Below are 24,070 nucleotides of genomic sequence, written 5' to 3'. Positions count from 1 at the left end.
CGTTGCACATCTCGGCACCCGAGGAAGGCCCCCGCCATGCCACACTCGAACCCGACCCCCCACCCCCACTCGAACCCGCACCCGGGCTACGTGAGCCGCCGCCGTCTTCTCGAAGCGGGTGCTGCCGTGCTCGGCGGACTCGCTCTGTCCGGCGCCCTGCCGAGTGCCCGCGCCTTCGCCGCCGCCGGCGGCGGCGGCGTCCCGGCCGACGGCGACGAGTGGAACGGGCACATCGACGTCTTCCGGCTCGGCACCGAAGCGCCGCATGCCACTCTCATGCCGTACGCGAACCTCAGGCAGGCTCTCGCCGCCGACCGCACCAACTCCCCGTGGCGTCAAAGCCTCGACGGCACATGGAAGTTCGCGTACGTGGACCGGCCCGCCGACAAGAAGCAGGACTTCTACCGCACCGACCTGGACGACTCGGGCTGGGAGACCACCCCGGTCCCCTCGGCCTGGCAGCTGCACGGCCACGACTACCCGATCTACATCAACATCACCTACCCGTGGTGGGGACCCAACGGCCTCGGCGAGGATGCCCAGCCGCCCGCCGCTCCGACCCGGTACAACCCCGTCGGCCAGTACCGGCGCACCTTCACCCTGCCGAGGGGCTGGGCCGACCGGCGCACGTTCCTGCACTTCGAGGGCGTCAAGTCCGCCCACTACGTCTGGATCAACGGTCACTTGACCGGCTACCACGAGGACTCGTACACGCCCGCCGAGTACGACATCACCCCGTACCTGAAGGACGGCACCAACCACATCGCCGTCGAGGTCTACCGCTACTCCGACGGCGACTGGCTCCAGGACCAGGACATGATCCGCCTGAGCGGCATCTTCCGGTCGGTGTACCTGTACTCGACGCCGGGCGTCCATGTGCGGGACTTCAAGCTCGACACCCCGCTCGGGGACGGGTTCACCACCGCCGAGCTGTCGGTCACCGCGCAGGTCCGGGACTGTGCGGGCGGCGCCGACGGAGCGGCCTACACGGTCGAGACGCAGCTGTACGACGCCGACGGCCACGCGGTGTGGGCGCGTCCGCTGGCCCAGCGCGCGACCCCCAACGGCGGTGAGGTGACCGTCAAGGGTGCCAGGTCCGTTCCCTCACCGCGGCTGTGGTCCGCCGAGGACCCGTACCTGTACACCGCCGTCCTCCAGCTCCGCGACCCCTCCGGCAAGGTCGTGGAGATGCTGTCGCACCGGGTCGGTCTGCGTGAGTTCGCGCTCAAGGACGGTCTGATGCGCATCAACGGACAGCCGGTCACCTTCCGCGGCACCAACCGTCACGAGATGCACCCGGAACGTGGTTCGGCTCTCAGCCGCGCCGATCTGGTCGACGACATCGCGCTCATCAAGCGGCTGAACATCAACTCGGTCCGCACTTCGCACTACCCCAACAACCCGCTCTGGCTGGAGCTCGCCGACGAATACGGGCTCTATCTCGTCGGCGAGACCAATCTGGAGACGCACGGCATCCGCGACCAGTACCCGGCCAGCCGTGCCGACTGGACCCAGGCGTGCGTGGACCGTGCGCAGAACATGGTCCACCGCGACAAGAACCACGCATGCGTCGTCATCTGGTCGCTGGGCAACGAGGCCGGCTCCGGTTCGTCCTTCCGCGCCATGCACGACTGGATCCGCTCCTACGATCCGACCCGCGTCATCCAGTACGAGGGCGACGACGGCCCCGCCACCAGCGACATCCGCTCCAAGATGTACGAGTCACCGAGCCGGGTGGAGGCCCGGGCGAAGGACACCTCCGACTCCAGGCCCTACGTGATGATCGAGTACGCCCACTCGATGGGTAATTCCACAGGCAACTTCAAGGAGTACTGGGACGTCATCCGCCGCTACGACGTCCTGCAGGGCGGCTGGATCTGGGACTTCGTCGACCAGGCACTCAGCTGGCCGACACCGACGCGCAAGCTGCTCACCGAGACCGGACCCGCCGGGCTGAAGGGCGAGGTCATCAATCCGTCGGGCTCGTTCGGCCACGAACACGGCGTGAGCGGCGCGACCGTCTTCGCGCGGGACGACCGGCTCGACCTGACCGGCTCGCTCACCCTCGAAGCCTGGATGACCCCGCACGTCCGCGGCTTCCACCAGCCGATCCTGGCGAAGGGCGACACCCAGTACGCGCTGAAGCAGGCCGACAAGGGCCTGGAGTTCTACATCTACGCGAACGGGCAGTGGATCGCAGCCTCCTGGACGACCCCGGACGACGGCTGGACCGGCGAGGAGCACCACGTCGCGGGCGTCTTCGACGCGGACGCCGGAACGCTGACCCTGTACGTGGACGGTGAGGCCAAGGCCACGAAGAGCACCACCCAGAGGCCCAGCAGCAACACCGCACCGCTCTCCCTCGCGGGTGAGGTGGAGAACCCGACACGGGAGTTCAGCGGCACGATCCGGCGGGGCCGGGTGTACGCGCGTGCCCTGACGGCAGATGAGCTCGCCGACGACGGGCGCGGTCCCGGAGACGACGGCGTGCGCTTCTGGTTCGACGCACGGACAGCACACTACGAACAGAAGAATGCCCGAGCGAAGACCTTCTACGCCTACGGTGGCGACTGGGGCGACAACCCCAACGACGGCGCGTTCGCCGGTGACGGCATCGTCCTGCCCGACCGCCGCCACACCGGCAAGGCGGCCGAGGTCAAACAGATCTACCAGACGATCCGCGCGACCCGCGCGGACGGTGCAGCGCCCGGCGAGATCACCCTCACGAACGAGAACCTCTTCACCAACCTGCGTGCATACAACGGCAGCTGGGAACTCTCGGCCGACGGCGAGACGGTGCGGCGCGGCAGGATCGGCCGCGAACAACTCGACGTGCCGCCGATGGCCGACAGAACCATCACACTGCCCGTGGAGCTGCCCGGCAACCCTGCGCCCGGGACCGAGTACTTCCTCCAGCTGTCCTTCACGACGAGGGAACGCACGCCGTGGGCCGACGCCGGTTTCGAAGTGGCGCGGGTGCAGCTGCCCCTCGACGCGAACAGCCCCGGGATCGAGCCGGTTCCCTTCGCCGAGGTACCGAAACTGTCGTACCGGAACGGTGACACCTCGATCATCGTCACCGGCCGCGGATTCGAGGTCATCATCGACAAGCCGACCGGGCTCATCACCTCGTACGAGGCGGCCGGCACAAAGCTCCTCGATTCCGGCCCGGTCCCCAATTTCTGGCGTGCCCCGACCGACAACGACCACGGCAACGGCCAGCACACCCGTAACCGGACCTGGCGGGACGCGGGCGCGCGGCGCGAGGTGACCGACGTGACGGTGCGCGGGTTCGACGGGCGTGCGGTCGAGATCGCGGTCAAGGGGACGCTGCCGACGAGCACCGCCTCGGCGTACACCACGACCTTCACCGTCTTCGGCAACGGTGAGATCAGGGTCGACAACACCCTGGCTCCGGGCGCGTCGACTCTCCCGTACATCCCCGAGATCGGCACGATCCTGCGCCTGCCCGCGGCCCTGGAACGGCTCGACTACTACGGCCGCGGCCCCGAGGAGAATCACTGGGACCGCAAGGACGGTACGGATGTGGGGCGTTGGTCCGGGACCGTCACGGGTCAGTGGAACCCGTACTTGCGGCCGCAGGAGAACGGGAACAAGACCGACGTGCGCTGGGCGGCGCTCACCGACCGGCACGGTCGCGGCCTGCTCGTCAGCGGCGACGGGCTCCTGGAAGTCAACGCCTCGCACTTCACGCCGGAGGACCTGTCCGTGGGGGCCCGCCACGACTACCAGCTCACGCCCCGTGACGAGGTGATCCTGCGGGTCAACCACCGGCAGATGGGCGTCGGCGGCGACAACAGCTGGGGCGCGCAGACACACGACGCGTACAAACTTCTCGCCGACCGGGACTACGCGTACACCTACCGGCTGCGTCCGCTCACTGACGTGCGGCAGGCGACAAGCCTGTCCCGTCGGCCGACGGGGCTGGGCTAGGGTTTTTCGTTTGGATCAGGCCGAATCACAGAGCCCTCGAGCCCGGCATGATCCAGACGAGAGGCCCTGGTCGCGCGAGCCGGTGCCGGTGCCGGTGCCGCCGGCGGGCATCGGCGCCGGCTCGCAGCCCCGCCCCCAAACCGAGAGATCGGAATCGAGTGCACCGATGCGCTCCACCTCGCGAGCGGCAGCCCAAGCAGCGCACTCCGGATGCGCCGCCCATGACCTCAGAGGTAATCGCGCCGCCCACCTTCCTCAGCTACGTTCCGGATATCGCCCGCGCCCCCGGAAGGGAAGGAACCCGTCGTGCCCGCTTACGGTTTCGCTCATCTCCGCAGCCGCCGGAATCACTCCGACGTCATCGAGTATCTGGATCGCATCCAGTCGACTCTCGACCCCTTCGACGGCCGCTTCGTCATCCATGGTCCGCCCGCCGAGGTCGTCGAGGGCACGTGGCCCGGCAGCATGGTACTGATCGAGTTCCCGGGCCTGGCCGAAGCCCGTGCCTGGTACGACTCCCCTGCCTACCGGGCCATTCTGCGTCTGCGGGCCGACCACATCGAGGGCGACCTGCTGTTGATCGAAGGCGTCGGACCGAACTACGACCCCGCCGAGCGAGGTCGCGCTCTGCGTGCAGAAGCCGAGCGGAAGAAGGGGGAAGTGAAGTGAGGAAGAAATGGCCGGTTCCCTGACAGTGACCCGCCGTCACGTCAGTGCCCGGCCATCACGATCACCTCGTCATCCGCGCTCCAGTACCGGACCTCGGCCTTGGCGGGGTTGATCCGCACCTCGTGGTCGATCCCTGCTCGTGCGAGGCCGCGACTGCGGTATCCGATGGCGCACTCCCCGCGGCGCGAGGCCGCCTCGACGACCGTGGCGAAGGATGCCCGCTGTCCTGCCCGGATGTAGTCGCCGCCGGGCTTGAGGTGGATCGCGTTGCCCTGCGGAGCCAGTAGTTCCCGGAACAGGCCTGCGAGATGCCAGTTCTGGGAGATCTGAGCCATCAGAAGACCGACCAGTTTTCCGCTCACGATGAAGTCGGCGCCGACGCCTGCGGGGGCGAGGGCCCTGTTACGGTCGTCCGTCATCTCGGTGACCACCCGGACCGGGACCCCCGAGGTGCGCTCGCGATCACGCAGGAGCAGCAGCGTGACCAGCGTCCGGTCGTCCGGTGAGTCGGGACCGGGCCCACGGTCGGGGCCGAGCACGATGACGCCGTCGTGATCGGCGAGGTCCAGGTCGTTCACCGTCCCCGGAAGCGTCGGGTCGCCCGGACGGAAAGTGACGGTCAGCGTGGGAGCGGCCTGCGCCGCGGCCTCCCGTACCTCTGTTGCCAGGCTCTCGCCGCCGTGGGCCACTACGTGGACGACGGAACCGGCCGCGACATGGCCGGAGAGGTGGCGGATGATGTGTCGGGCGCGGCGGTTCCATCCCAGGAGCAGCACCCGTTCGGGGCGCGCTGCCGCCGGTGCCCGGTTCACCATCACCGACTCGTCGAATGCGGCGGGTACGTCGGTGGTGACCGTGGTGTCGTCGTCCTGGGCGATCACGACAAGCCGGTCGCCCGGGCGCAGAACCGAGGTGGCCGGCGGGTTCAGGTGGAGGGTCCCGTCCATTCGTACGACCCCGACCACGCTGGACGTGGGACATGCCCTCAGCACCTCGGCGAAGACACTGCCGGTCCGGGCCGGTGCGTCGACGACGTAGAACTCGTCACCGGCGAAGTCGAGCAACTCCTGGTACACGCGCGACAGCCCGGACTGCCTGGCGCACTGGGCCACAAGCCGGGCGGTGACGTCGTCGATCTCGAGCACGACTGCGTCCGGACCGGCCGCAAGTTCGGCGGCGAGGCGATACCGGGTATCTCGCACCACGGCCACGGTCCGCACCCGGGTGTCGTCGTCGACAGCTGTCCGCAGGGCCAGCAGGTTCTTGACGATCTCCGCGTCCTCGTCCGGGTGGTCGCGCGGCAGGACCAGGACGACGTCCGCCGTGGCCGGGCTGACTCGTGCGAGCGCGCCCGGATCGGTGGGGCGTCCGTTGCGGCAGACGATCCTCGTCCGGCCGGTGTCCCCCACCTCGCTGCGCAGTTCCTCCTCCATCTCGGTCACGTCCCGGTCGGCCAGGACCGCGACGGCCCCTCGGCGCTGGTTGGCGTTGGCTGCGACGAGCTCGGCCACCACGGTGAAGATCTGGTCCGACCAGCCGAGCACGACGGTGTGACCGCTCTCCAGCACTGTGGAGTGGCCACGCCGCAGGGCGATGAGCTCTTCGGTGATGGCCGTGGTGATGAGGCCTACGACGGTGGAGACGTAGAAGAGAGCCATCAACGCCAGCAGGACCGACAGAACGACGCGCAGCGGTGAGCCCACCTCTCCTCCCAGCCTGAGGGTCTGCCCGACGCTCCGCCACACCGCCGCCGTCTTCGCCCATGCCGTGTGCGGGGCCTGGTCGTCCGTCCACACCAGAAGTGCGCTCACCGGGACCACGACAGCCAGGCATGCGACGGCAAGCCATCCGATGAGAGCGGTCACCCCCCTCGCCAGCGTGTTGTCGAACCAGTACCGGGCGCGCTCGTACAACGGGGCCCGTGGCGGTGTCCCCCGCGACGGACGCGGCACTTGGGCCGGTGTGCTCCGTGGCTGTCTCTGCTTCCCCACGCGGGCGCCGTCCGTGCTCCGGCGCCGGCCCTGATCCTTGATCATCCTGTACACAGCAGCAGCGTGGGGAATCGTCTCCTCCGCCACACGGGTATCCGGCGACGTTTCATCCGATAGGGATCAGAGCGCGGCCGGGGCGACTCTTCGGCGGCGAGGGCGGGACTCGGTCCCGTGATCACCTCGCTCGGTTGCCGAAGCCGGCCGCCGCCGGGGTCGGCGCCCGGTCGGGCAGCACTCCTTCAAGTGATGAACACTGCCCACCCCATTGACATGCCCATTGCTCTATCGCTTTTATGGCGCCGGGTCGCAAGCCATCGACTCCCACCCCTGGCAACGGAGTTCAGCCCGGGATCGGGAACGGCGATCGCCCGCGACACCACCATCCCCCATGCCATCAGCGGCACGGTGCGCGACAGAATGGGAGCGCTCCCATGATCATGTCGCTGGACCTTGCCCCCGAGAGAGGAACCAGCACCGTGCTTCACCCTCTCCGCCTTCTCCGCCCTCTCCGTCTTCTCCGGCGAGCGGTCAGAACGGCCACCGTTACCGCGGCCGCTCTGCTCCTCCCCCTCGCGGCTTCTCAGGTGGCAACCGCTGCCAATGTCGCGCCGGGTGCCGGCTACTGGCACACCAGCGGCCGTCAGCTCCTGGACGCCGCCAACCAGCCGGTCCGCATCGCCGGAATCAACTGGTTCGGCTTCGAGACGTCCAACTACGTGCCCCACGGCCTGTGGTCCCGCGACTACAAGAGCATGATCGACCAGATGCAGTCGCTGGGCTACAACACCATCCGGCTGCCTTACAGCGACGACATCTTCACCGGCACGGCACCCACGAGCATCAACTACTCCGCGGGCATGAACAGCGATCTGCAGGGCCTCGACTCGCTCCAGGTGATGGACCGGATCGTGGAGCATGCGGGCAGCATCGGCATGAAGGTCATCCTGGACCGGCACCGGCCCGACGCCGCCGGCCAGTCGGCGCTCTGGTACACCGCGTCCGTCCCGGAATCGACCTGGCTTGCCAACCTCAAGGCGCTGGCCGGCCGCTACGCCGGCAACGACGCGGTGATCGGCATCGACCTGCACAACGAACCGCACGATCCGGCCTGCTGGGGCTGCGGGGACACCACGAAGGACTGGCGGCTGGCAGCACAGCGCGGCGGCAACGCCGTACTGTCCGTCAATCCCGATCTGCTGGTCTTCGTTGAGGGCGTTCAGACCTTCAACGGGGTGTCCGGCTGGTGGGGCGGGAACCTCATGGGTGTCGGCCAGTATCCGGTGGAGCTCAGCGTTGCGCACCGGGTGGTCTACTCGGCGCACGACTACGCGACCAGCGTGGCCCAGCAGCCCTGGTTCAGCGACGCGGCCTTCCCTGGCAACATGCCCGGCGTCTGGGACAAGTACTGGGGCTACATCTTCAAGCAGAACATCGCGCCGGTATGGGTGGGCGAGTTCGGCACCACCCTCCAGTCCGCCACCGACCAGAAATGGCTGAAGGCCCTGGCCGACTACCTGCGCCCGACGGGCCAGTACGGCGGCGACAGCTTCTCGTGGACCTTCTGGTCCTGGAACCCCAACTCCGGTGACACCGGCGGCATCCTCAAGGACGACTGGGCCACCGTCGACACCGTGAAGGACGGCTACCTGGCGAGCATCAAGGCGCCGGGTTTCGGCGACGGAGGTGACGGAGGTGACGGCAGCGAAACCCAGGCTCCCTCGGTTCCGGCCGGCCTCACTGTCACCGGAACCACCAGCGGCTCGGTCTCGCTGTCGTGGACGGCAGCGTCCGACGACACCGGGGTCACGGGCTACGACGTCTACCGCGGTTCCACCAAGGTCGGCACGGCCACCGGAACCAGTTACACGGACTCCGGTCTGACGGCCGGGACGTCGTACGTGTACTCCGTCCGGGCACGCGACGCGGCGGGCAACACCTCAGCGGCTTCCGCCTCCGTGACGGCCACCACCCCCGGAGCATCCAGCGGCAACGGCGGGTGCACAGCGACCTACACCGTCAGCGGAGACTGGGGGAACGGCTTCGGCGTGGACGTGACCGTGACCAACACGGGTACCGCGAGCGCCGCTGCATGGAAGGTGAGCTGGGCCTGGGCGGGAAGCCAGAAGGTCACGAACATGTGGAACGCGGCCTACACCCAGACCGGATCCGCGGTCAGCGTCACGAGCACCCCCTACAACGGCAGCCTCGCGCCCGGTGCGCACACGAGTTTCGGCTTCCAGGGAACGCCGGGCTCGGGCGGCGTTCCGACAGTCAGCTGCACCCTCTCCTGACACGGCAGGTCACTTCCGCCCCGGCCGACAAACGTCGGCCGGGGCGGGGCGACGGGCCTGCCGTTCACAGCGCCTGCCCAAGGCCCGTTCACGACGCCCTGTCGACTACGACGTCGCCGAGGTGCCCAGCTCACAGCGACGCTACGCCTGGCCAACGTGAAGCGCGCCGCCCTACCCCTTACGGAAGGCGATCAGGGTGCCTTCGGCGCCGGGTACGAAGAGCCGGGCCTTGGACGTGGCGATGCCGGGAACGACGAAGCCGCGCCCGTCGTCCTCGGCGACGAAGTTCGACGTCGGCGGAGGCGCGGGGTAACGCCGGTACGACCACGCCACCTTGCCAGTGGTCTGGTCGAGCACCACGAGGCGTCCGTCGGCATCCTCCACGTACACGTAGCCATGGGCTACGAGACGCACAGTGGCCGCGTTCACGGAACTGGTGTAGGTCCAGGCTGCCTTGTACGTGCTGGTGCTGAGCGCGCTGACCTTGCCGCGATGAGCGGTGTACACACGGCCCGGGCCGAAGACGGGGGTCGCGTCCGCGGGCAGTTTTCGCACTGCCACGCCGCTCTTCTGGCTATAGGCGGTAACCGTCTCGTCGTCGCTGTCGCTGCTGCGCACCCAGGCCGCGCCGGCGCCCAGAACAACCGGGTTGCCGTACGCGCCCCATACGTCGGGCACATGGAAGCGGTGCAGTTCCGCCCCGGTCTTGAGGTCGAGGTGGTGCCAGGCGATGCTGTCGAAACCGATCCACACTCCGGAGGCGTCGACGACGGTCGGGGCCCAGGACCACTCCGAGAGGGAAGCCGTCCACGCCCGGGTGCCAGTGTCGGCGCGCAGCGCCAGCGCTGTGCCGCGACCGTCCTGCAGGTAGAGCAGCCCGTCGTACCAGACGGGCGGGTACTGCATGGACGCCGAGCCGATGGTCACCGACCACTTCTGCAGTCCGGTGGCCGGATCCCAGGCGGCGATTGTGCCGCGGGACGTCTGCGTGTAGAGCAGACCGCCCCCGTACGACACCCCGGCCTGAGGCTCGTTCTGCTCCAGGGAGACGGCCGGCCACAGGTCCTTGCCAGTGGCGGCCTGGACCCCGACGAGCATCATGCGCGGGCCGCCCTCGGTGCCGTCGTCCGCGTTGACAACCGCGTACACCTTGTCGCCGATGGCGACGGGCGCCGAAACCACGGTCCCGAAGTCCCGGGACCACAGCTTTGTGTACGGCGGGGCCGCTGTGGCCCCCGCGACGAATCCGTCAGCCCGGCTGTCAGCGCGGTAGCCGAGCGTCGCGTCCGTCAGCTCGGCCGCGGTGGCGGTCCGCCCCAGCACCGGAGCCGCCGCCTGTGGTGAACCGGTGAAGGTGAGCAGCGTGACGGAGGCGACGAACGTGACACCAAGTCTCGTACGTAAGCGGCGCGTTGTTGACTTCAACGAGATACTCCCTGGTCGGAAGCCACCCGGTCCGGATGACAACGACCCACTACCCCCACAGAACCATCACATGCACTCACCGCCACCGGTGCCGACCGACGGTGCCGTTCCGCTCAATGGGTTCCAGGCACCGCTGGAACCGTGGGCCAACGAGGCGGGGAGCCGGACGAGTACGGGCTTCCCATGCCGACGCGTGCCCTGATGATCTCGGAGGTCCGTCACAGCTTTCCTGCGACCACCGCGAGACCCGAGGGGTGCGAGCGCACCGGACGGTACCGGCGTCGGCTCGGCACTGCACCCGCTCGGGTGCCGACTCTCCGCCGGACGGCGGTGGGGCACAGCCCATGGAAAGCCGGCCTGCCGCCCCGTTCGCCATGCTGCACCGCACGGGGGTCGGTCGTCATGCCGACGCGGCACCCGCCGCGGACACTGTCTGACCGCGGCAAGGGTGGTGCGAGAACGACATCACGCCGCGTCAAGGGCCTACTTGCCTGCATCGCTCAGTGGCGGCTTGCACGGGTGGTGCGGCGCCAGCCGAAGGGGCCCGGCAGGTTCATCGACGTCGTACGCCGACCGGTGCTGCTACGGGTCCGTCGCGGACCGTGCTTGCCGCCTGTCGTGATCGACCACGACTTGCGGTTGATGTTGAGGGTCACGCCCGGGAGGATCCTGAAGCTCTTGCGAAATGTGAGCGGCATGGTGCCTCCTAGCTCGGTGTTGTCGACCAGCCTGTGACATAGGCCAGTTGGCTTTCGTGTTGCCTGATAATTGCCGTGCATGCACGGCGGCCTCTGCTGAATTGCGGGGACCCCGGCCGCTCCCAGGGTGTGGAGGTCCTGCTGAGGGCGAGGTCCAGGGTTCACCTGGCCCGGGCGACCGGCCCCGGCGGCTCCCGGGCCCATCGCCGCCCGATCACCTTGGCGCTCGACCCGCACAGGGGCACGGTGTCGAACCACCATTCTGCTGCTCGCCCTGGCCCGGGCCGGCGCTGTGGAGTCCGGGCACGGGCGAGAGGCGCCGCGGCACATCAGCCGGGCCAGGTGCCCGTCAGGCGTCGTGTGACCACGGCGCCCGAGCGCTGGACCGCGGCCTTGGCCACAGCGAAGATCACGCCTTGGAGAGCAGCCGCGATCAGGATCTGCTGCCACGTCCGGTCCTCGTCCGTGGCGTCGGGGGCGTCGTCCTCACCTTCGATGATCTTCCACGCCTGCTTGAAGGCAGCCCCGGCGATCAAACCACCAGCAGTGCCCAAAGCCATCCCGAGCGGCTTGTAGGGGATGTGGGGCGCCTTCATCAGCGGCTCCCCCGGCCGCGGCGCACCAGCAGGAAGGCTGCAAGCAGCACACCGCCTGCGATGATCGGCGTGCGGTTGGCTCGTACGACCGCCGCGGCACGGCGGGTCTCCTTGAGCAGCGGATCGGGAGCCTTGGCCGCCGCGTACTGCCCCGCGCGGGCTGTGCTTTCGCGCACCTGTGCCGCGGCCTGCGCGGTCTTCTTCAGGACGGGATCGGGCGTCTTGGCCTTCACCAACTGCACGGCCTGCTCGGCCTTCTCCCGGATCTCTCCGGAGGCCAGGGCAGCCTTCTCAGCAGCCTGCTCCTTCACAGCAGCCGTCTTCTCCTTCGCCTGCGCCTTGATGTCGGCCTTGGCCGCCAGCGCCTCGACGGTATGCCCGAGTTCGTCGCGGGTGCGCTCGACCCTTTCGCGCAGCTCCTCGGGGGTGGGGTTGCCGAAGTTGTTTCGGGATTCGTCAGTCATCGGGGTGCCTTCTCCGTTCTCGGCCAGATCAGTCTTGACGCTGGCGATGGTCTGCTCGGGGGCGGGGCGCCGGCCCCGCGATTCGGCCCTTCCCTGCCAGGGCGCTCACGGCGGCCACAGCCGTCACGCCGTGACGATGAGGGCCGCCGCCCACACCGGCAGCACCGAGGCGAGACCGGCTGTGCAGGTCACTACCAGAGCCTGGGCGGAGCACGATCCCGTCCATCAGGTTCTCCTCACGTCACGTACGAGGCGGCGCGGTCGGCCACCCGTGACGCCGTCTACCCGGTGCGTCACGACCTACCTCCTCCCGCACGTGGTTCGACTCCCACCAGCGATGCCGGGCGCCGTTTGCGGAGCGCCCGGCCGCTGTCCAGCGGCCCCTGAGCATCATGGAGCGCCCCCGGCGCGAGGCTACGACGCGCCTTATCTGCCGGGCGGAGTGCCGCCGCAGGGCACCTGTCGTTTCGATACGCTCGCGGGCGCGGCGGACGAAACCTCAGGAAGAATTCGTGTCAGCGGCTGCGCGCGAGGCGCGGACGCCGTGGAATTGTCAACGCCTGTTACGTCGTCCCCCGCCCCCGGGACAGCACGGCCGGTCTCCGTGCGTCGCGTCGGGCGCAGGGGGTACGCGACGTGCAACACCAGCCCGCCCCGTACCAGGGCGGGCGAGGACCACCGACGGGAGCAGTGACATGACCGACCGCAGGCCCCAGGGCACCGCCTACACCGGGGCGAAGGGCAGCCCGCCGCCGATACCCGCCGATGTACCCGACCAGCAGGTCCAGGACGGTGAGGACGCCCTCGACGTGATTCTCCCGCCGGGTTCCGAACACCTCGCAGGCGAGCCGGAGCCCGATGAGCCCGATCCCGATGAGGCCGGCGCGGGCCGCAACACCGCACGCAATGCGGGCATCCACCCGGAGCACCCCACCCCGGATGAGTCGACGGGGTGACGGGCCCCCGTACGCGAGGACCGGTCCGCACGGCCAGAGCTCTGAGGGCCGCGATCCCGCTGCCGCTCCGGCCGAGGTGATCGTCGCACGGCACCGCGCAAGGCATCACACGACAGGACCATGCCAAAGGTCGCATGGGCAGGCCAATATTCACGGCCCTTCTCCGACCGGTGGCCGTCGCATTCGGGCGGCAGGCCGCAGGTCTCGCTCGCGACGATGACAGGGCGTCGAGAGATGCCTGGGCCGGGTCGGCCTTCCCGGGTCGGCGCCTTGGATCAGGCGCCCCGCGCCTCCACGGTCTCGTCGCTCACACCCGGGCGTCGGAGGTCACTCCAGCAGATCGTGATCGGCGTGGGCCGGGCCGAGGACACGCTCATACGCAACGCCTCGCCGAGGCCCCTTCGAGAGCCTTCAGCTGACTGCTCGACCAGTCCCCCGATGATGTCCTCGGGACCGGGGGAACTGTGCAGAGCCGAGAGCCGTCCTCGCGCCGCCGACGCCACTGCCGCGTCCGGCGGTGCGGTTCACCGCCCGGAAAAGCCCAGGAATGCTCTGCACGAAGGGGGGCATCCGGACATCGTCCTGAGCGATACCCGTGCCGCTGTATCGGTCGGAAGGACGAATCCATTCGAGGAGGAGCTGGCCTTGCTGCATCCCACGCCCGGTGACCTGCGTGCCGCGTTGTCCCGCCACGCCGACGCAGTAGTCGAGGACGAGCGTTACTCAACGCCGGGCACCGTCCGACGACGCGAGGACACGGCGTACACACTGTGCGTCATGACGGGCGTCACCGATGTGAAACAGGCCCTGAACGCGGCCGATGCACTCCTTCGGGCGAGCGCCCCCCAGGTGGCAATCGCGCCGAAGGGAGGAAAGCGGCCGGCGGCCGTTCGACCCAGGCATTCAGGCACAGCCGCTGTCTGAGGCACCGGTCCAGCGCTTGAAGTTGGCCGTATAGATCATGCACGGGCGGGAGCAAGTCCTCGCCCCCACATGAAGTTCCCCTGGTTGCGGTGGCGAGGTCGGAGCCTGAACGGTGACGTCTGCCACCAAGCGTTCACCCGAGTACGACGAACGTCCTGGTGTCCTCCCCGCAGAAGCTGGGGTTCTTCGAGACGCCGAAGAAGGGCGCCTCAACAGGGATTTCACCTGTGAGGCGCCCTTCGGGCGTTCGAGCGCGTCGACGAGCAGCCAGGGGCGGTCGGGTCTACGCACACGGTGTTCGTCGGGGGCTCGGGCAAGTGGCGGTTGTCCGGCGAATTCTCCGACACAGGACGTGAAGTCGAGGTCGGACACGATACCCATGCCGGTGGACAGCACAGCCCCGGGGAAATGGGCTGGCAGCGCCGGCTAAGGGCTGTCCCGCAATTCCTGGTGGATCAGCGCGCGGCGTCAGATGCGGGGCATCGCAAGGCGGAGGGACGCCCGAATACTGGATGTATTCGGGCGTTCCGACAACGCGGCGAGGTGCCGTAGCTGACGTCGCGCGCCCGCCAGGAATTGCGGGACAGCCCTTAGGTTCCACCAGGTTTTGTGGGAACCGTGGAACACGGTGGTGGCAGCCTCGGGTGGCAAGCGAGGCGAGCTGGTACCGCTGGCAGGAGGCGGTTGAACGGCCAGGTGGCAGAGGTGGGTGGAGAACAGAGCGGCCGGAGCCGCCGTCCGGACCACGATCTCCAGCACAGCGCCTCCGGCCGTGCCAGGAATTCCCTCAACGCATCGGCGCGATGCCCTGGTTACAAGAAGACGGTGACGGCCGTGCGGAGGTCCCGGCCGGTTCTCAGCGCGCCGTACCCGGACGAAACGGTACGGACGACCCGATTGTCTCGGCGGTCCGGCCCATCGTGCAGGCGGTGCAGTCGTCATCGAGACGGCCGAACCAACCGTCGGCTCTCACCTGCGCCTCTCCATGGAACGCGTGGAGGGGCCCTGGCGCCATTGGCACCAGGGCCCCGAAGGAACTGTTACACCATCTGCCGGCGCTGTTACTGCGTCGGCCTACGTGTTCCGCACCGGCTCACGGGGGTTGAGAGCGGGTGCGGGGATCGCCGTCGCTCGCCCGGAGACCATCTCAGCATCGATACCGTGCGGTACCCGGGCCCGTGTCCTCCGAGTCTCTGCGCACACGGCTCCGGAGCAGGGGAAAGGCCCTCACGGCTGGTGTGTGCGGGTGGGCGAGGTGTCGGTGGCGCTGACTCAAGCCTCTTGGCCGTGCCCTCGTTTCGGATCATCGCCGTGTCACAGGTTCCTTCAGCGCAGGTCGCCTGCGGCAAGCCGCTCGGCCAGCGTCTGGAACTCACCGAGGTCGTAATTGGCCAGAACCGAGTCGAGATTGGTGAGGGATCCCACGTGCTCGATAAATCCCTGGGGGTCATATTCGATCTGCAGGGTCAAACGACTCGACTCGTCATCCAATCGATGAAAGGTGACGACGCCTGCGTGATGCACACCCTCCGTCGTCTTCCAGGCGATCCGGTTCTCCGCTACTACCTCGGTGAGTTCAGCGACGAAGCTCTTGTCGACCCCCGGCAGGGCGAGCTGCCAAGCGAAACGGCGCTCGTCCAGTGGATCGACGCGCTGGACATGGCTCAGGAACCTGGGCCACTGCGCCACATCACTCCACAGTGCCCAGCTGATGGCCACCGGGGCCTTGATATCGACGGTCTCGACTATCGAGGAGGACATGAGGACTCCTTAGTAGGTTCTTCGCGGGATCACAGAGCCCCTCCCGCACGTGGGACAGCTAAAGGCTGTCCGGCATATCAGGCAGGTGTGGCCAGCGTGAACGGGTGCCCTGCGGGATCGGAATAGACGCGCGTGTCACGGACGCCCCCGTTGTTCTTCGTGTCCATAGGACGCGCGCCGAGGCCGACCGCCTCGCGCTCCGCCTCGTCGATATCCTCTCGTGCCACCAGAATGCGCAGGTGAGCCTGCTGGGAATCGTCGGGGCGCGGCCAACTGGGGGGCGCGTAACCGTGGTCCCTGCGGATCTCGAGATGCACCCCGGTGTGACCCACGACCTCCACGATGTCGGGCTCGCGACCGACGTGGACTTCCGCATTGAGCAACACGGCGTAGAATTCAGCCAGTTCCCTCGGCTCCGCGCAGTCCAGAACCAGCACGCTCGTCTTCGGCACCGCCATGGCCATCCTCCTGTTTCACGGGATCCGGGCTCCGGACGTCGTTCCGACTACCCGCCCCCAAGGGCCGCACACCCGGTCCCTGCCGAATTGGAAGCGGCCCGGTGGGCCATCCGGCCAGGGCGAGGTTGCGCAGGCGGGTAATGCCGAGCATGGCGTGGGGGACGACGTCGCCCTTTGGGTAGCAGTCGGCCATGTTCTGGATGTGGCTCCGTCCCCTGTCTCGCGTCGTGATGATTCCGGGGTCGAGGGCGAGGAGTTTCCTGACGAGCAATGGCTGGCGCTGGGGCCGTTGTTGCCGGCTGCGGTGTTGGGGCAACCGCCGTTGGGCCGGTACAGGCTCATCGACGGGATTCAGTGGCGGGTGCGTACCTGTGTTCTTGGCGGGGATCTGCCGTCGAAGCACGGGTGGTGCTCTATGGGCCGAGAACACCTCGCAGACACTGAGGCTCGCCGAGCCGCTGCCTGTCAGCGGCTTCCACAACACGGCCCAGCGGCGGGCACGGCGCCCGCAATGGCCGTGAGCGCATACTGGCCTTATGGACTCGTCCACACGTGCCGCATCCGGCCTGCGGGAGCGGCTGGGCAGCGCGATCTTTGCCCAGGTCGCCGGTCCCGCGGGGCCGAAGAACCGCGCCCGTATCCACGGCGAGCCCGGCCCGCGCTGGTTCGGTCCGGACCGGCCGATTCGCACTGTCCACGGCGATGCGTCCATGTTCATCGGGGGACTGCGGGCGCTGCTGCTCCAGTCCTTGCACCCGCTGGCCATGGCTGCCGTGGAGGCTCATTCCGGTTACCGCGGCGACCCCTGGGGCCGGCTCCAGCGCACCAGTACCTTCCTCGCCGTGACCACGTACGGAACAGCGGACGACGCACAGCAGGCGGTCGACCATGTCCGTGCCGTACACAGCCAGGTGCGCGGAACGACTTCGCGCGGAGAGTCCTACTACGCCGCTGATCCACACCTTCTCGGCTGGGTGCATGTGGCCGAGGTCGAGAGTTTCCTGCTCGCCCACCAGCGATACGGAGTCGAACCGCTCGACGCAGCTGGGTGCGACGGCTACATCGCCGACACGGCACGGGTGGCGGAAGCACTCGGCGTCACAGACCCTCCCCGCAATCGCAGAGAACTCGCTGCCCACCTCGGGGCCTACCGGGGCGAACTGCGCCCGACAAGGGAAGCACGCGAGGCAGCACGCTTCATTCTGCTGCACCCGCCCCTGCCCTGGGTTGCCCGTGCCCCCTATGCCGTCCTCGCCGCGAACTCAGTCGCCGCCCTCCCTCAGTGGGCCCGTACGTCACTGGAGCTGCCCCGGCTGTCCCGCATCGCCGAAGCCTGCGTGACCCCGACCGGGCGAGCGCTGACCGCCGCGATTCGCTGGGCCATGGTCCCACCACGCCCGCCCGTGTAGTCGCTCATACCGTGTGGGGTGGCTCTGGTCGCAGAGGCGGCCTCTCCGCCTCTCCCGAATCGCCGACGGTGCCCCTGCTCCTGCCGGCAGCGACGCTCGAGGGAACAGCGCGGCGTGCCGGCTCCCGAGACCGCGTTACTCACGGTCGAGCGGGGACGCACACGGGTACCCCGCACGTACGTCACGCCGGCGGAGGGGTGGCCTGCGACGCGGACATATTGCGCACTGTTCGCCCTCCACGACCAAAAGAGTCCGCGAAGCCCTAGCATTCTTGGTCGTCCATGACGTGGAACTCTTTGGGCTGGAATCGGTTGCGCTGGACACCATTGTTTATGCGCACTCGCAGCCCTTTCCATTCGCTCGAATCTGCATCTGCTTCTCAAGCTGGGTGCTCGCCCCCGGCTATTGTTGATCGTGACGTAGTTCTCCGGGCCGTCAGGAAGGTGTCATCGATGAGCGGCACGGAAGTGGCGCGTGCCAGGGTGCTGGGAGAGCTGATCGATGCGAGCCATCTGATGACCCTGGAGCAGTTGCCCGGCACTGTCGCGTCACATGCCGGTCGGGCGGGCTGGCCTCACGTGCTCATCTATGTGGCTGACCTGCGTCAGGAACGGTTGTGCCTGCTCGCCGGCAACGTCGACACCAGCCCCGGTGGGGTTGACGTGCCGAATGACTTGGCCGTTGAAGGAACCGTGGCCGGGCGAGCCTTCCAACTGGGAAAGATCTCGCCGGCCTCGGCTTCCACGACGGGGCAGTGGTGGGTCCCCCTGCTGGACGGCACCGAGCGTCTGGGGGTGCTCCGGGTCGGTATGCCGGGCGCACAGGTCGAAGCGGATGACGATCTGGACAGGCTCGCCGGCCTTGTCGCCCTTCTCCTGGAGAGCAAGCGTGGAACAAGCGACTCGTACTCCAGGCTGGTTCGCCGCCGGAAAATGAAAGTGGCAGCCGAGATGGAATGGCGGCTGATGCCGCCTCGGACCTTTGCGACCGATCGGCTCTTGATCAGTGCGGTCATGGAACCGGCTTACCAAGTCAGCGGAGATGCCTTCGACTACGCCCTGGCAGGGGAGACCATGCATCTTTCCGTCTTCGACGCCATGGGGCATGACACTGCTGCCGGACTGACTGCCAATCTTGCGTTGGCCGCTGCCCGCGTCCACCGTTGCCAAGGTGCCGACCTCTTGCAGACAGCCGAAGGAGTCGGTGCGGCACTGACCGAGCAATTCGCAGGCAACCGCTATGCCACGAGCATCATGGCCGACCTTCACCTGACTACGGGTGTACTGACCTGGACGAACTACGGTCATCATCCCCCGGTGATTATCCGCGGCAACCGCACCGTCGTGCATCTGTCCTGCCCACCCGCCCCACCGCTGGGAACCGGGCTGGGTATGCGCGGTGCCGTGCGCCGCGACCAGCTCGAACCCGGGGACCGCCTCCTGTTCTACACCGACGGCATCACCGAAGCCCGCAACGAGAAGGGGCAGGAGTTCGGCCTTGACCGCCTGACCGACTTCCTCATCCGCCACCACTCCGACGGCCTCCCGGTCCCGGAAACCCTACGGCGACTGATCGGGCACCACCTGGAGTACCACCACGACCGCCTCAACGACGACGCCACCGTGATGCTCCTCGAGTGGCACGGCCCAACTCCCTACCCACCCGCTCAACTGAAGGCGCTGACGGGTCTGCCCCCGACCATCGCCGCGGACACGATCGCCTCTGCATGGGTCCAGAAGCCCGCTGCCGACGACAGCACCTGACGGCACTTCTTCACAGCCGTTTCCCACTGCAATTCGTATCGCAAGGGGCATCCAGGCCGCTACGACCTTGCCTGTGGCAGCCCCCAGCACACCTGAGCACTCCTGGCGTGACCACTCACAGAATCAGAGGGCCGCCTCGACTTCACCAGCCAGATCTCCCGACCCGCAACCCCTCACCGGCTGGGGATTCGTCAAGGATTTGGCCACGCGCACAGGCGCCACGCCTGCCACCACGCGGTGGGACACCGCAGCCGTGCTCACCGTCGTCGCACACCTCGCCTGCTCCAACCCCCTGAACCGCCTCGCCGACTCCAACCCCGTGGACCGCTCCTGGCCCGGCTCCCTGCCGGATATGGCCTGCTGTTCGGCCGCGCGGACCTCACCCGGACCACGTAACCGGTTCCGGGCGAAGACACGCGGGCCGGCAGCAGAAGCCGGCAGATCCTGACTGGTCAAGGGCTCCGGCGATCACAGCGCCGGAGCCCTTCCCGCGCGCCTGCGTCAGCCGGCCGTCGCCGTACCTCTCCCCTGTGTTCAGGAACCGCGGGGCGCACCGTACCGGCTCACCGGTCAGGCATCTGCCGTGCCGGACGGCCTGACACCCTCGCGGTATTCGGCGTTGATGCGCTGGGCTTCTTCGAGCTGGTCCTCAAGGATGACGATGCGGCAGGCGGCCTCGATGGGGGTGCCCTGGTCGACGAGTTCCCGGGCGCGCGCGGCGATACGCAGCTGGTAGCGGGAGTAGCGGCGATGGCCGCCCGAGGAGCGCAGCGGGGTGATCAGGCGGGCTTCGCCGATGGCGCGGAGGAAACCCTGCGTAGTGCCGAGCATTTCAGCGGCCCGGCCCATGGTGTAAGCGGGGTAGTCGTCGTCATCGAGACGGCCGAACGAGTCATCTGCTGTCATTTGCACCTCTCTGTGGAACGCGTGGAGGGGCCCTGGTGCCATATGGCACCAGGGCCCCGAAGGAACTGCTACACCATCTGCCGGCCCTTAATGCTGTGCCGGCCTTCTGTTTCCGCATGCCCCGACGTGATGCTGTCGGGGGTGCGGGGATCGCGGTTGCTTGACCGGAGACCACCTCACTATCGATGTCCTGCGGTACCCGGGCCCAGTCATTTGGCCCGGGCGATCCTGATGGCGCCCGGCTCCTCCGTTCTTCCCTCTGGGATCGATCACATACCTGACGCTTCACTGCTCCGTGGCCTGTGACAGCGCCACTCTTCGCCAGCCAGCCCCGTCGCCCGTCCTGCGTCTGCTCCGGCTTGGAACCCCACTGACGAACCTCCCGGTGCGCGCGTCCGCAGCCGACGCCTTCACCGAGGTTGCTGCTCACTGACTTCACTGCTGGGTACTGCGCACGCATTTACGGGTTCTGCTGCAGGGCGGCCCCTGATCACTGCGGGCCACCCGGTCCGGTCGCCAGCCCCGTCGCCGTCCTGCGACAACCCTGGCTTCGGAACTCCGCCACCGAACCGTCCTGCGAACTGCAGCCACCTGTACCGCACGTGCTGCTGCCTGGCAGTTCGTATCTGCCCGGCCCTGCGGTCTTTCTGGCTACGAGAGAAACCATAATCACGCCGCCGCCCAATGTCTACGATCGCCGGCACAGATTTCCATGTGTTCGAGCATGAGGTGACCCACCTCGAACGCCAAGCCTGCGTGGCCGACACCGGGGTCCGCCCCATGGACATCCGTGGGCCGGTCCGCAGGCGGCCCACCTGGACCCCTGTCAGGTCATGCCCCTCACGCAGTCTGCCGCTCTCGCCGGACTCTCGACTGGTCAGAGGCGCAGGAGCACCGCCCGCGTTCCCAGCGTCGGCACGTCGATGGCACTTCAACCTGCCCGAACAGGCCGTCCCCGGCGCTGCGACTGTCGAACCGCTGGTGCGGATCGATGAGGACGGCGTCGTCATCGAGGCGCTCAGGCTCGCGGACGACCGCTCGGGCGACGCGATCGTCCGCCTCCACGAGTCCGGAGGCGGACGCGTACGGACCACCCTCAGGGCCGGTTTCCCCGTGGCCTCCGCGCGGATCACGGATCTGCCGGAACGGGACCTGGAGGGTGAACCCGCTTCGGCCTTCCACGGATCCGAAGTCACGCTGTCCCTCCGCCCGTTCCCGGTTCTGACCCCTCGCCCGGTACCTGCCGGCCATGGTGCCTCGGCTGCCGGCGCGCACTGAAGGCCGGCCTCCATGAAGTACTCGCCCTGCCGCCGAGGACGGCAGGGCTGAACCGGCGGACGTCGCGGCCCGGGCCACACGAGCTCTCTGTGACTTGAGAGAACGTTCCGTGAACCCGCGCGGTTGGCCGCGCATGGCCGGAGAATCATGCGCGGCTCCGGCCCTGCCAGTGCCGGTGAGCCGCCCTGCTCCGGCTGAGCAGGCCGTCACGTGCGGGGAGTGTCAGGATGTTCCTATGGATGTCCGGACAAGGAACCGCATATCGGTGACAGGCCGGGAGGGCGGCCCGGTGGTCATGCTGGCTCATGGTTTCGGATGTGACCAGACCTTGTGGCGTCTCGTCGCGCCCGCACTGGAGGAACACTTCCGAGTGGTCCTCTTCGATCATGTGGGGGCTGGGCGCTCCGATCTCTCCGCCTGGAGCGCCGCGCGGTACTCCACTCTGGAGGGCTATGCGCAGGATGTCATCGAGATATGCCGGGAGCTCGGCCTCGGGCCCGTGGCCTTCGTCGGGCACTCGGTCAGTTCCATGATCGGTGTCCTTGCCGCCGTGCAGGAGCCCAGGCTCTTCCACAAGCTGGTCCTTCTCACCCCGTCACCGTCCTACATCGACGACGGTGACTACCACGGCGGATTCAGCGAGCAGGACATCGACGAACTGCTCGAGTCGCTGGAAAGCAACTACCTCGGCTGGTCCGCGACGATGGCACCGGTGATCATGGGAAACCCTGAGCGCCCCGAGCTGGGTGAGGAGCTGACCAACAGCTTCTGCCGGACGGATCCGGAGATCGCCCGGGTATTCGCGCGAGCCACCTTCCTCTCCGACAACCGCGCGGATCTCGCCGACGTGACCGTTGCGACGCTCATCGTCGAGAGTGCACGCGACACGATCGCCCCGCGTGAGGTGGGTGCCTTCGTCCACGCGCAGATCCCCGGGAGCCAACTGGTCACTCTGGACTCGACGGGCCACTGCCCCCAGCTGAGCGCCCCCGAGGAGACGACCGAGGCCATAATCGCCTTCGTGCAGGGGCCGTAACGGTGCGCCCGGGCGGCGAGGAGACCAGCGGATTGTGGGCGGCGGGCGACCGTGAACAGGAACAGTTGTCGTTCTCCGCTCTACTGGAGGACAGTGCGGAGGACCTGTACGAGAATGCGCCGTGCGGCTACCTCTCCACACTGATGGACGGGCGGATCGCCAAGGTCAACGGAACCCTGTCGAAATGGCTCGGCTACCGCCGAGAGGAACTGATAGGCCACAAGAAGTTCCCCGATCTGCTGACCATCGGGGGCAGGCTGTATCACGAGACGCACTTCTCACCACTGCTGCGCCTGCAGGGCGAGGTCAGCGGCATCGCGCTGGAGCTCAAGGCCGCCGACGGAAGCCGGCTGCCTGTCCTGGTCACCTCCATCGTCAAACAGGACCGCGACGGCGAACCGCTGCTGATCCGCACCACCCTCCTGGACGCCCGTGACAGACGTGCCTACGAGCGTGAACTCCTGCGTTCCCGACGGGAAGCCGAGCGCGACCGCGAACGTCTGCAGCGCCTAGCCACGACTCTCCAGCGCACCCTGATCCCACCGGCTCTCGAACCGGTTCCGGGTCTGGACGTTGCCGCGCACTACCACTTTGCATCCTCCGACGAAGTGGGCGGGGACTTCTACGATCTGTTCCCGCTGGCCGACGGCCGCTGGGGGTTCTTCATGGGGGACGTACGCGGCAAGGGCGCCGACGCGGCCGTGGTGACGTCGTTGGCGCGGTACACCCTGCGAGCCGCAGCGGTCTCCGATCCGGTACCGGCTACCGTCCTGGCCAACCTCAACACCGCGCTCAGCCACCAGGCACAGGAGGACGAACCGCGGTTCTGCACAGTGATCTTCGGCCTGCTGACACCCGGCCAGAACGGCACTGAATTCCACATCGTCCTGGCCGGAGGCGGGCACCCCCCTGCCGTGCTGCTGCGTGCCGACGGCAGTGCCGACTACCGGCCCACACCGGGCGGCCAGTTGGCCGGAGTGGTTCCGGACGCCCAGTTCACCACGGTCACCATGGATTTGGGTCCCGGTGACACCCTGCTGCTCTACACCGACGGTCTGACCGAGGCGCGGACCCCGAACGCAGGTGAACGCTATGGCGACGAAGCGCTCCTGGACTTCGCCCGGGCCCTCGCACCCACCTCGGCCACTGACGTCGTCGAGGCTCTCACCGGGCTCCTGGACTCGTTCGGCGAAGGACGCGACGACGACACCGCGCTCCTGGCGATGAGTGTGCCCCCCGTCGGACGATGAGCGAACCGGAGCCGGAACCGAGACAAGTTCGGCGGAACATGCGTGGCCTCCCCCGCCCGGACCGGTACATGCCCCGCCACCGTGACACACGACGTCATATGCCGGCGATGTTCTCAAGCTGAAGCCACCGTCCCCAGTTTCGCCGTGTCTCAGCCGTCGGCACCTTGATCGCCCGGACAAGTCCTGGGCGCGCCCCGCTGCGAGGCATTGTGCGCACGCCTGCCGGGCGGTTTTCGGGGCA

At 68.1% G+C, this 24,070-nt stretch carries 18 protein-coding genes; 10 read left to right on the top strand and 8 right to left on the bottom strand.

From position 1 onward, the window contains the following. Window positions 1-36 precede the first annotated feature (36 nt). Both SH922_RS39385 and SH922_RS39380 read left to right on the top strand, forming a co-directional pair. Entirely contained in the window at window positions 37-3,954 is a 3,918-nt protein-coding gene (locus SH922_RS39385) for a glycoside hydrolase family 2 TIM barrel-domain containing protein (protein ID WP_393063295.1), read from the top strand. 306 nt (window positions 3,955-4,260) lie between these two features. Beyond that, window positions 4,261-4,623 carry a DUF1330 domain-containing protein gene (locus SH922_RS39380; RefSeq protein ID WP_393063294.1) on the top strand — a complete coding sequence of 121 codons (363 nt, stop codon included), beginning with the start codon at window positions 4,261-4,263 and terminating at the stop codon, window positions 4,621-4,623. 41 nt (window positions 4,624-4,664) lie between these two features. Here SH922_RS39380 and SH922_RS39375 read toward each other — a convergent pair whose 3' ends face one another. Beyond that, entirely contained in the window at window positions 4,665-6,434 is a 1,770-nt protein-coding gene (locus SH922_RS39375) for an NAD-binding lipoprotein (protein WP_393063293.1), read from the bottom strand. 617 nt (window positions 6,435-7,051) lie between these two features. On the opposite strand from SH922_RS39375, the gene SH922_RS39370 reads away from it, so the two are divergent. Then, window positions 7,052-8,905: a cellulase family glycosylhydrolase gene (locus SH922_RS39370; RefSeq protein WP_393063816.1), complete on the top strand. Its 1,854-nt coding sequence runs from the start codon at window positions 7,052-7,054 to the stop codon at window positions 8,903-8,905. Window positions 8,906-9,076: 171 nt separating this feature from the next. Here the strand turns inward: SH922_RS39370 and SH922_RS39365 are convergent, their stop codons facing one another. The 4 genes from SH922_RS39365 to SH922_RS39350 form a co-directional block, all read right to left on the bottom strand. Beyond that, on the bottom strand, window positions 9,077-10,330 hold the full coding sequence (locus SH922_RS39365; RefSeq protein WP_393063292.1) for a PQQ-binding-like beta-propeller repeat protein: 1,254 nt from the start codon (window positions 10,328-10,330) through the stop codon (window positions 9,077-9,079). Between the two features lie 500 nt (window positions 10,331-10,830). Further along, window positions 10,831-11,028 (bottom strand): DUF4236 domain-containing protein, encoded by a 198-nt coding sequence (locus tag SH922_RS39360; protein ID WP_219572337.1) that lies wholly within the window; start codon window positions 11,026-11,028, stop codon window positions 10,831-10,833. Between the two features lie 329 nt (window positions 11,029-11,357). Continuing rightward, entirely contained in the window at window positions 11,358-11,624 is a 267-nt protein-coding gene (locus SH922_RS39355) for a DUF4235 domain-containing protein (protein ID WP_393063291.1), read from the bottom strand. Further along, window positions 11,624-12,088 carry a DUF3618 domain-containing protein gene (locus SH922_RS39350; RefSeq protein ID WP_393063290.1) on the bottom strand — a complete coding sequence of 155 codons (465 nt, stop codon included), beginning with the start codon at window positions 12,086-12,088 and terminating at the stop codon, window positions 11,624-11,626. Before SH922_RS39350 ends, SH922_RS39355 begins: the two co-directional genes overlap by 1 nt. 695 nt (window positions 12,089-12,783) lie before the next feature. Here SH922_RS39350 and SH922_RS39345 point away from each other — a divergent pair. Both SH922_RS39345 and SH922_RS39340 read left to right on the top strand, forming a co-directional pair. Continuing rightward, window positions 12,784-13,044, top strand: a complete 261-nt coding sequence (locus SH922_RS39345; RefSeq protein ID WP_393063289.1) for a hypothetical protein — start codon at window positions 12,784-12,786, stop codon at window positions 13,042-13,044. A gap of 120 nt (window positions 13,045-13,164) precedes the next feature. Continuing rightward, window positions 13,165-13,968, top strand: a complete 804-nt coding sequence (locus tag SH922_RS39340; RefSeq protein WP_393063288.1) for a DUF5133 domain-containing protein — start codon at window positions 13,165-13,167, stop codon at window positions 13,966-13,968. Between the two features lie 1,326 nt (window positions 13,969-15,294). Here the strand turns inward: SH922_RS39340 and SH922_RS39335 are convergent. Together SH922_RS39335 and SH922_RS39330 are read right to left on the bottom strand one after the other, a co-directional pair. Then, window positions 15,295-15,729 carry an SRPBCC family protein gene (locus tag SH922_RS39335; RefSeq protein ID WP_393063287.1) on the bottom strand — a complete coding sequence of 145 codons (435 nt, stop codon included), beginning with the start codon at window positions 15,727-15,729 and terminating at the stop codon, window positions 15,295-15,297. A gap of 77 nt (window positions 15,730-15,806) precedes the next feature. Further along, the gene (locus SH922_RS39330) at window positions 15,807-16,187 is read right to left on the bottom strand and encodes a VOC family protein (protein ID WP_393063286.1); all 381 of its coding nucleotides are present in this window, start codon (window positions 16,185-16,187) and stop codon (window positions 15,807-15,809) included. Window positions 16,188-16,723: 536 nt separating this feature from the next. Here SH922_RS39330 and SH922_RS39325 point away from each other — a divergent pair. Continuing rightward, the gene (locus SH922_RS39325) at window positions 16,724-17,596 is read left to right on the top strand and encodes an oxygenase MpaB family protein (protein ID WP_393063285.1); all 873 of its coding nucleotides are present in this window, start codon (window positions 16,724-16,726) and stop codon (window positions 17,594-17,596) included. 452 nt (window positions 17,597-18,048) lie between these two features. Further along, window positions 18,049-19,359, top strand: coding sequence for a PP2C family protein-serine/threonine phosphatase (locus SH922_RS39320; RefSeq protein WP_393063284.1), 1,311 nt, complete (start codon window positions 18,049-18,051; stop codon window positions 19,357-19,359). A 570-nt stretch (window positions 19,360-19,929) separates the two neighbouring features. On the opposite strand, the gene SH922_RS39315 is transcribed toward SH922_RS39320, so the two are convergent. After that, window positions 19,930-20,265: a MerR family transcriptional regulator gene (locus SH922_RS39315; protein ID WP_393063283.1), complete on the bottom strand. Its 336-nt coding sequence runs from the start codon at window positions 20,263-20,265 to the stop codon at window positions 19,930-19,932. 981 nt (window positions 20,266-21,246) lie between these two features. Here SH922_RS39315 and SH922_RS39310 point away from each other — a divergent pair. From SH922_RS39310 to SH922_RS39300, 3 genes are all read left to right on the top strand, one after another. Further along, on the top strand, window positions 21,247-21,543 hold the full coding sequence (locus SH922_RS39310; protein WP_393063282.1) for a glycosyl hydrolase-related protein: 297 nt from the start codon (window positions 21,247-21,249) through the stop codon (window positions 21,541-21,543). A gap of 235 nt (window positions 21,544-21,778) precedes the next feature. Beyond that, complete coding sequence (locus SH922_RS39305) at window positions 21,779-22,579, top strand: alpha/beta fold hydrolase (RefSeq protein ID WP_393063281.1); 801 nt, start codon at window positions 21,779-21,781, stop codon at window positions 22,577-22,579. Window positions 22,580-22,581: 2 nt separating this feature from the next. Next, a complete protein-coding gene (locus tag SH922_RS39300; protein WP_393063280.1) occupies window positions 22,582-23,829 on the top strand; it encodes a SpoIIE family protein phosphatase in 1,248 nt (415 codons plus the stop codon). The last annotated feature ends 241 nt before the right edge of the window (window positions 23,830-24,070 follow it).

Source organism: Streptomyces sp. LN549, assembly GCF_043203805.1.
Classification (GTDB): Bacteria; Actinomycetota; Actinomycetes; order Streptomycetales; family Streptomycetaceae; genus Streptomyces.
The sequence above is the reverse complement of the archived record's forward strand: the minus strand, read 5'-3'. Positions and strand labels throughout refer to the sequence as shown.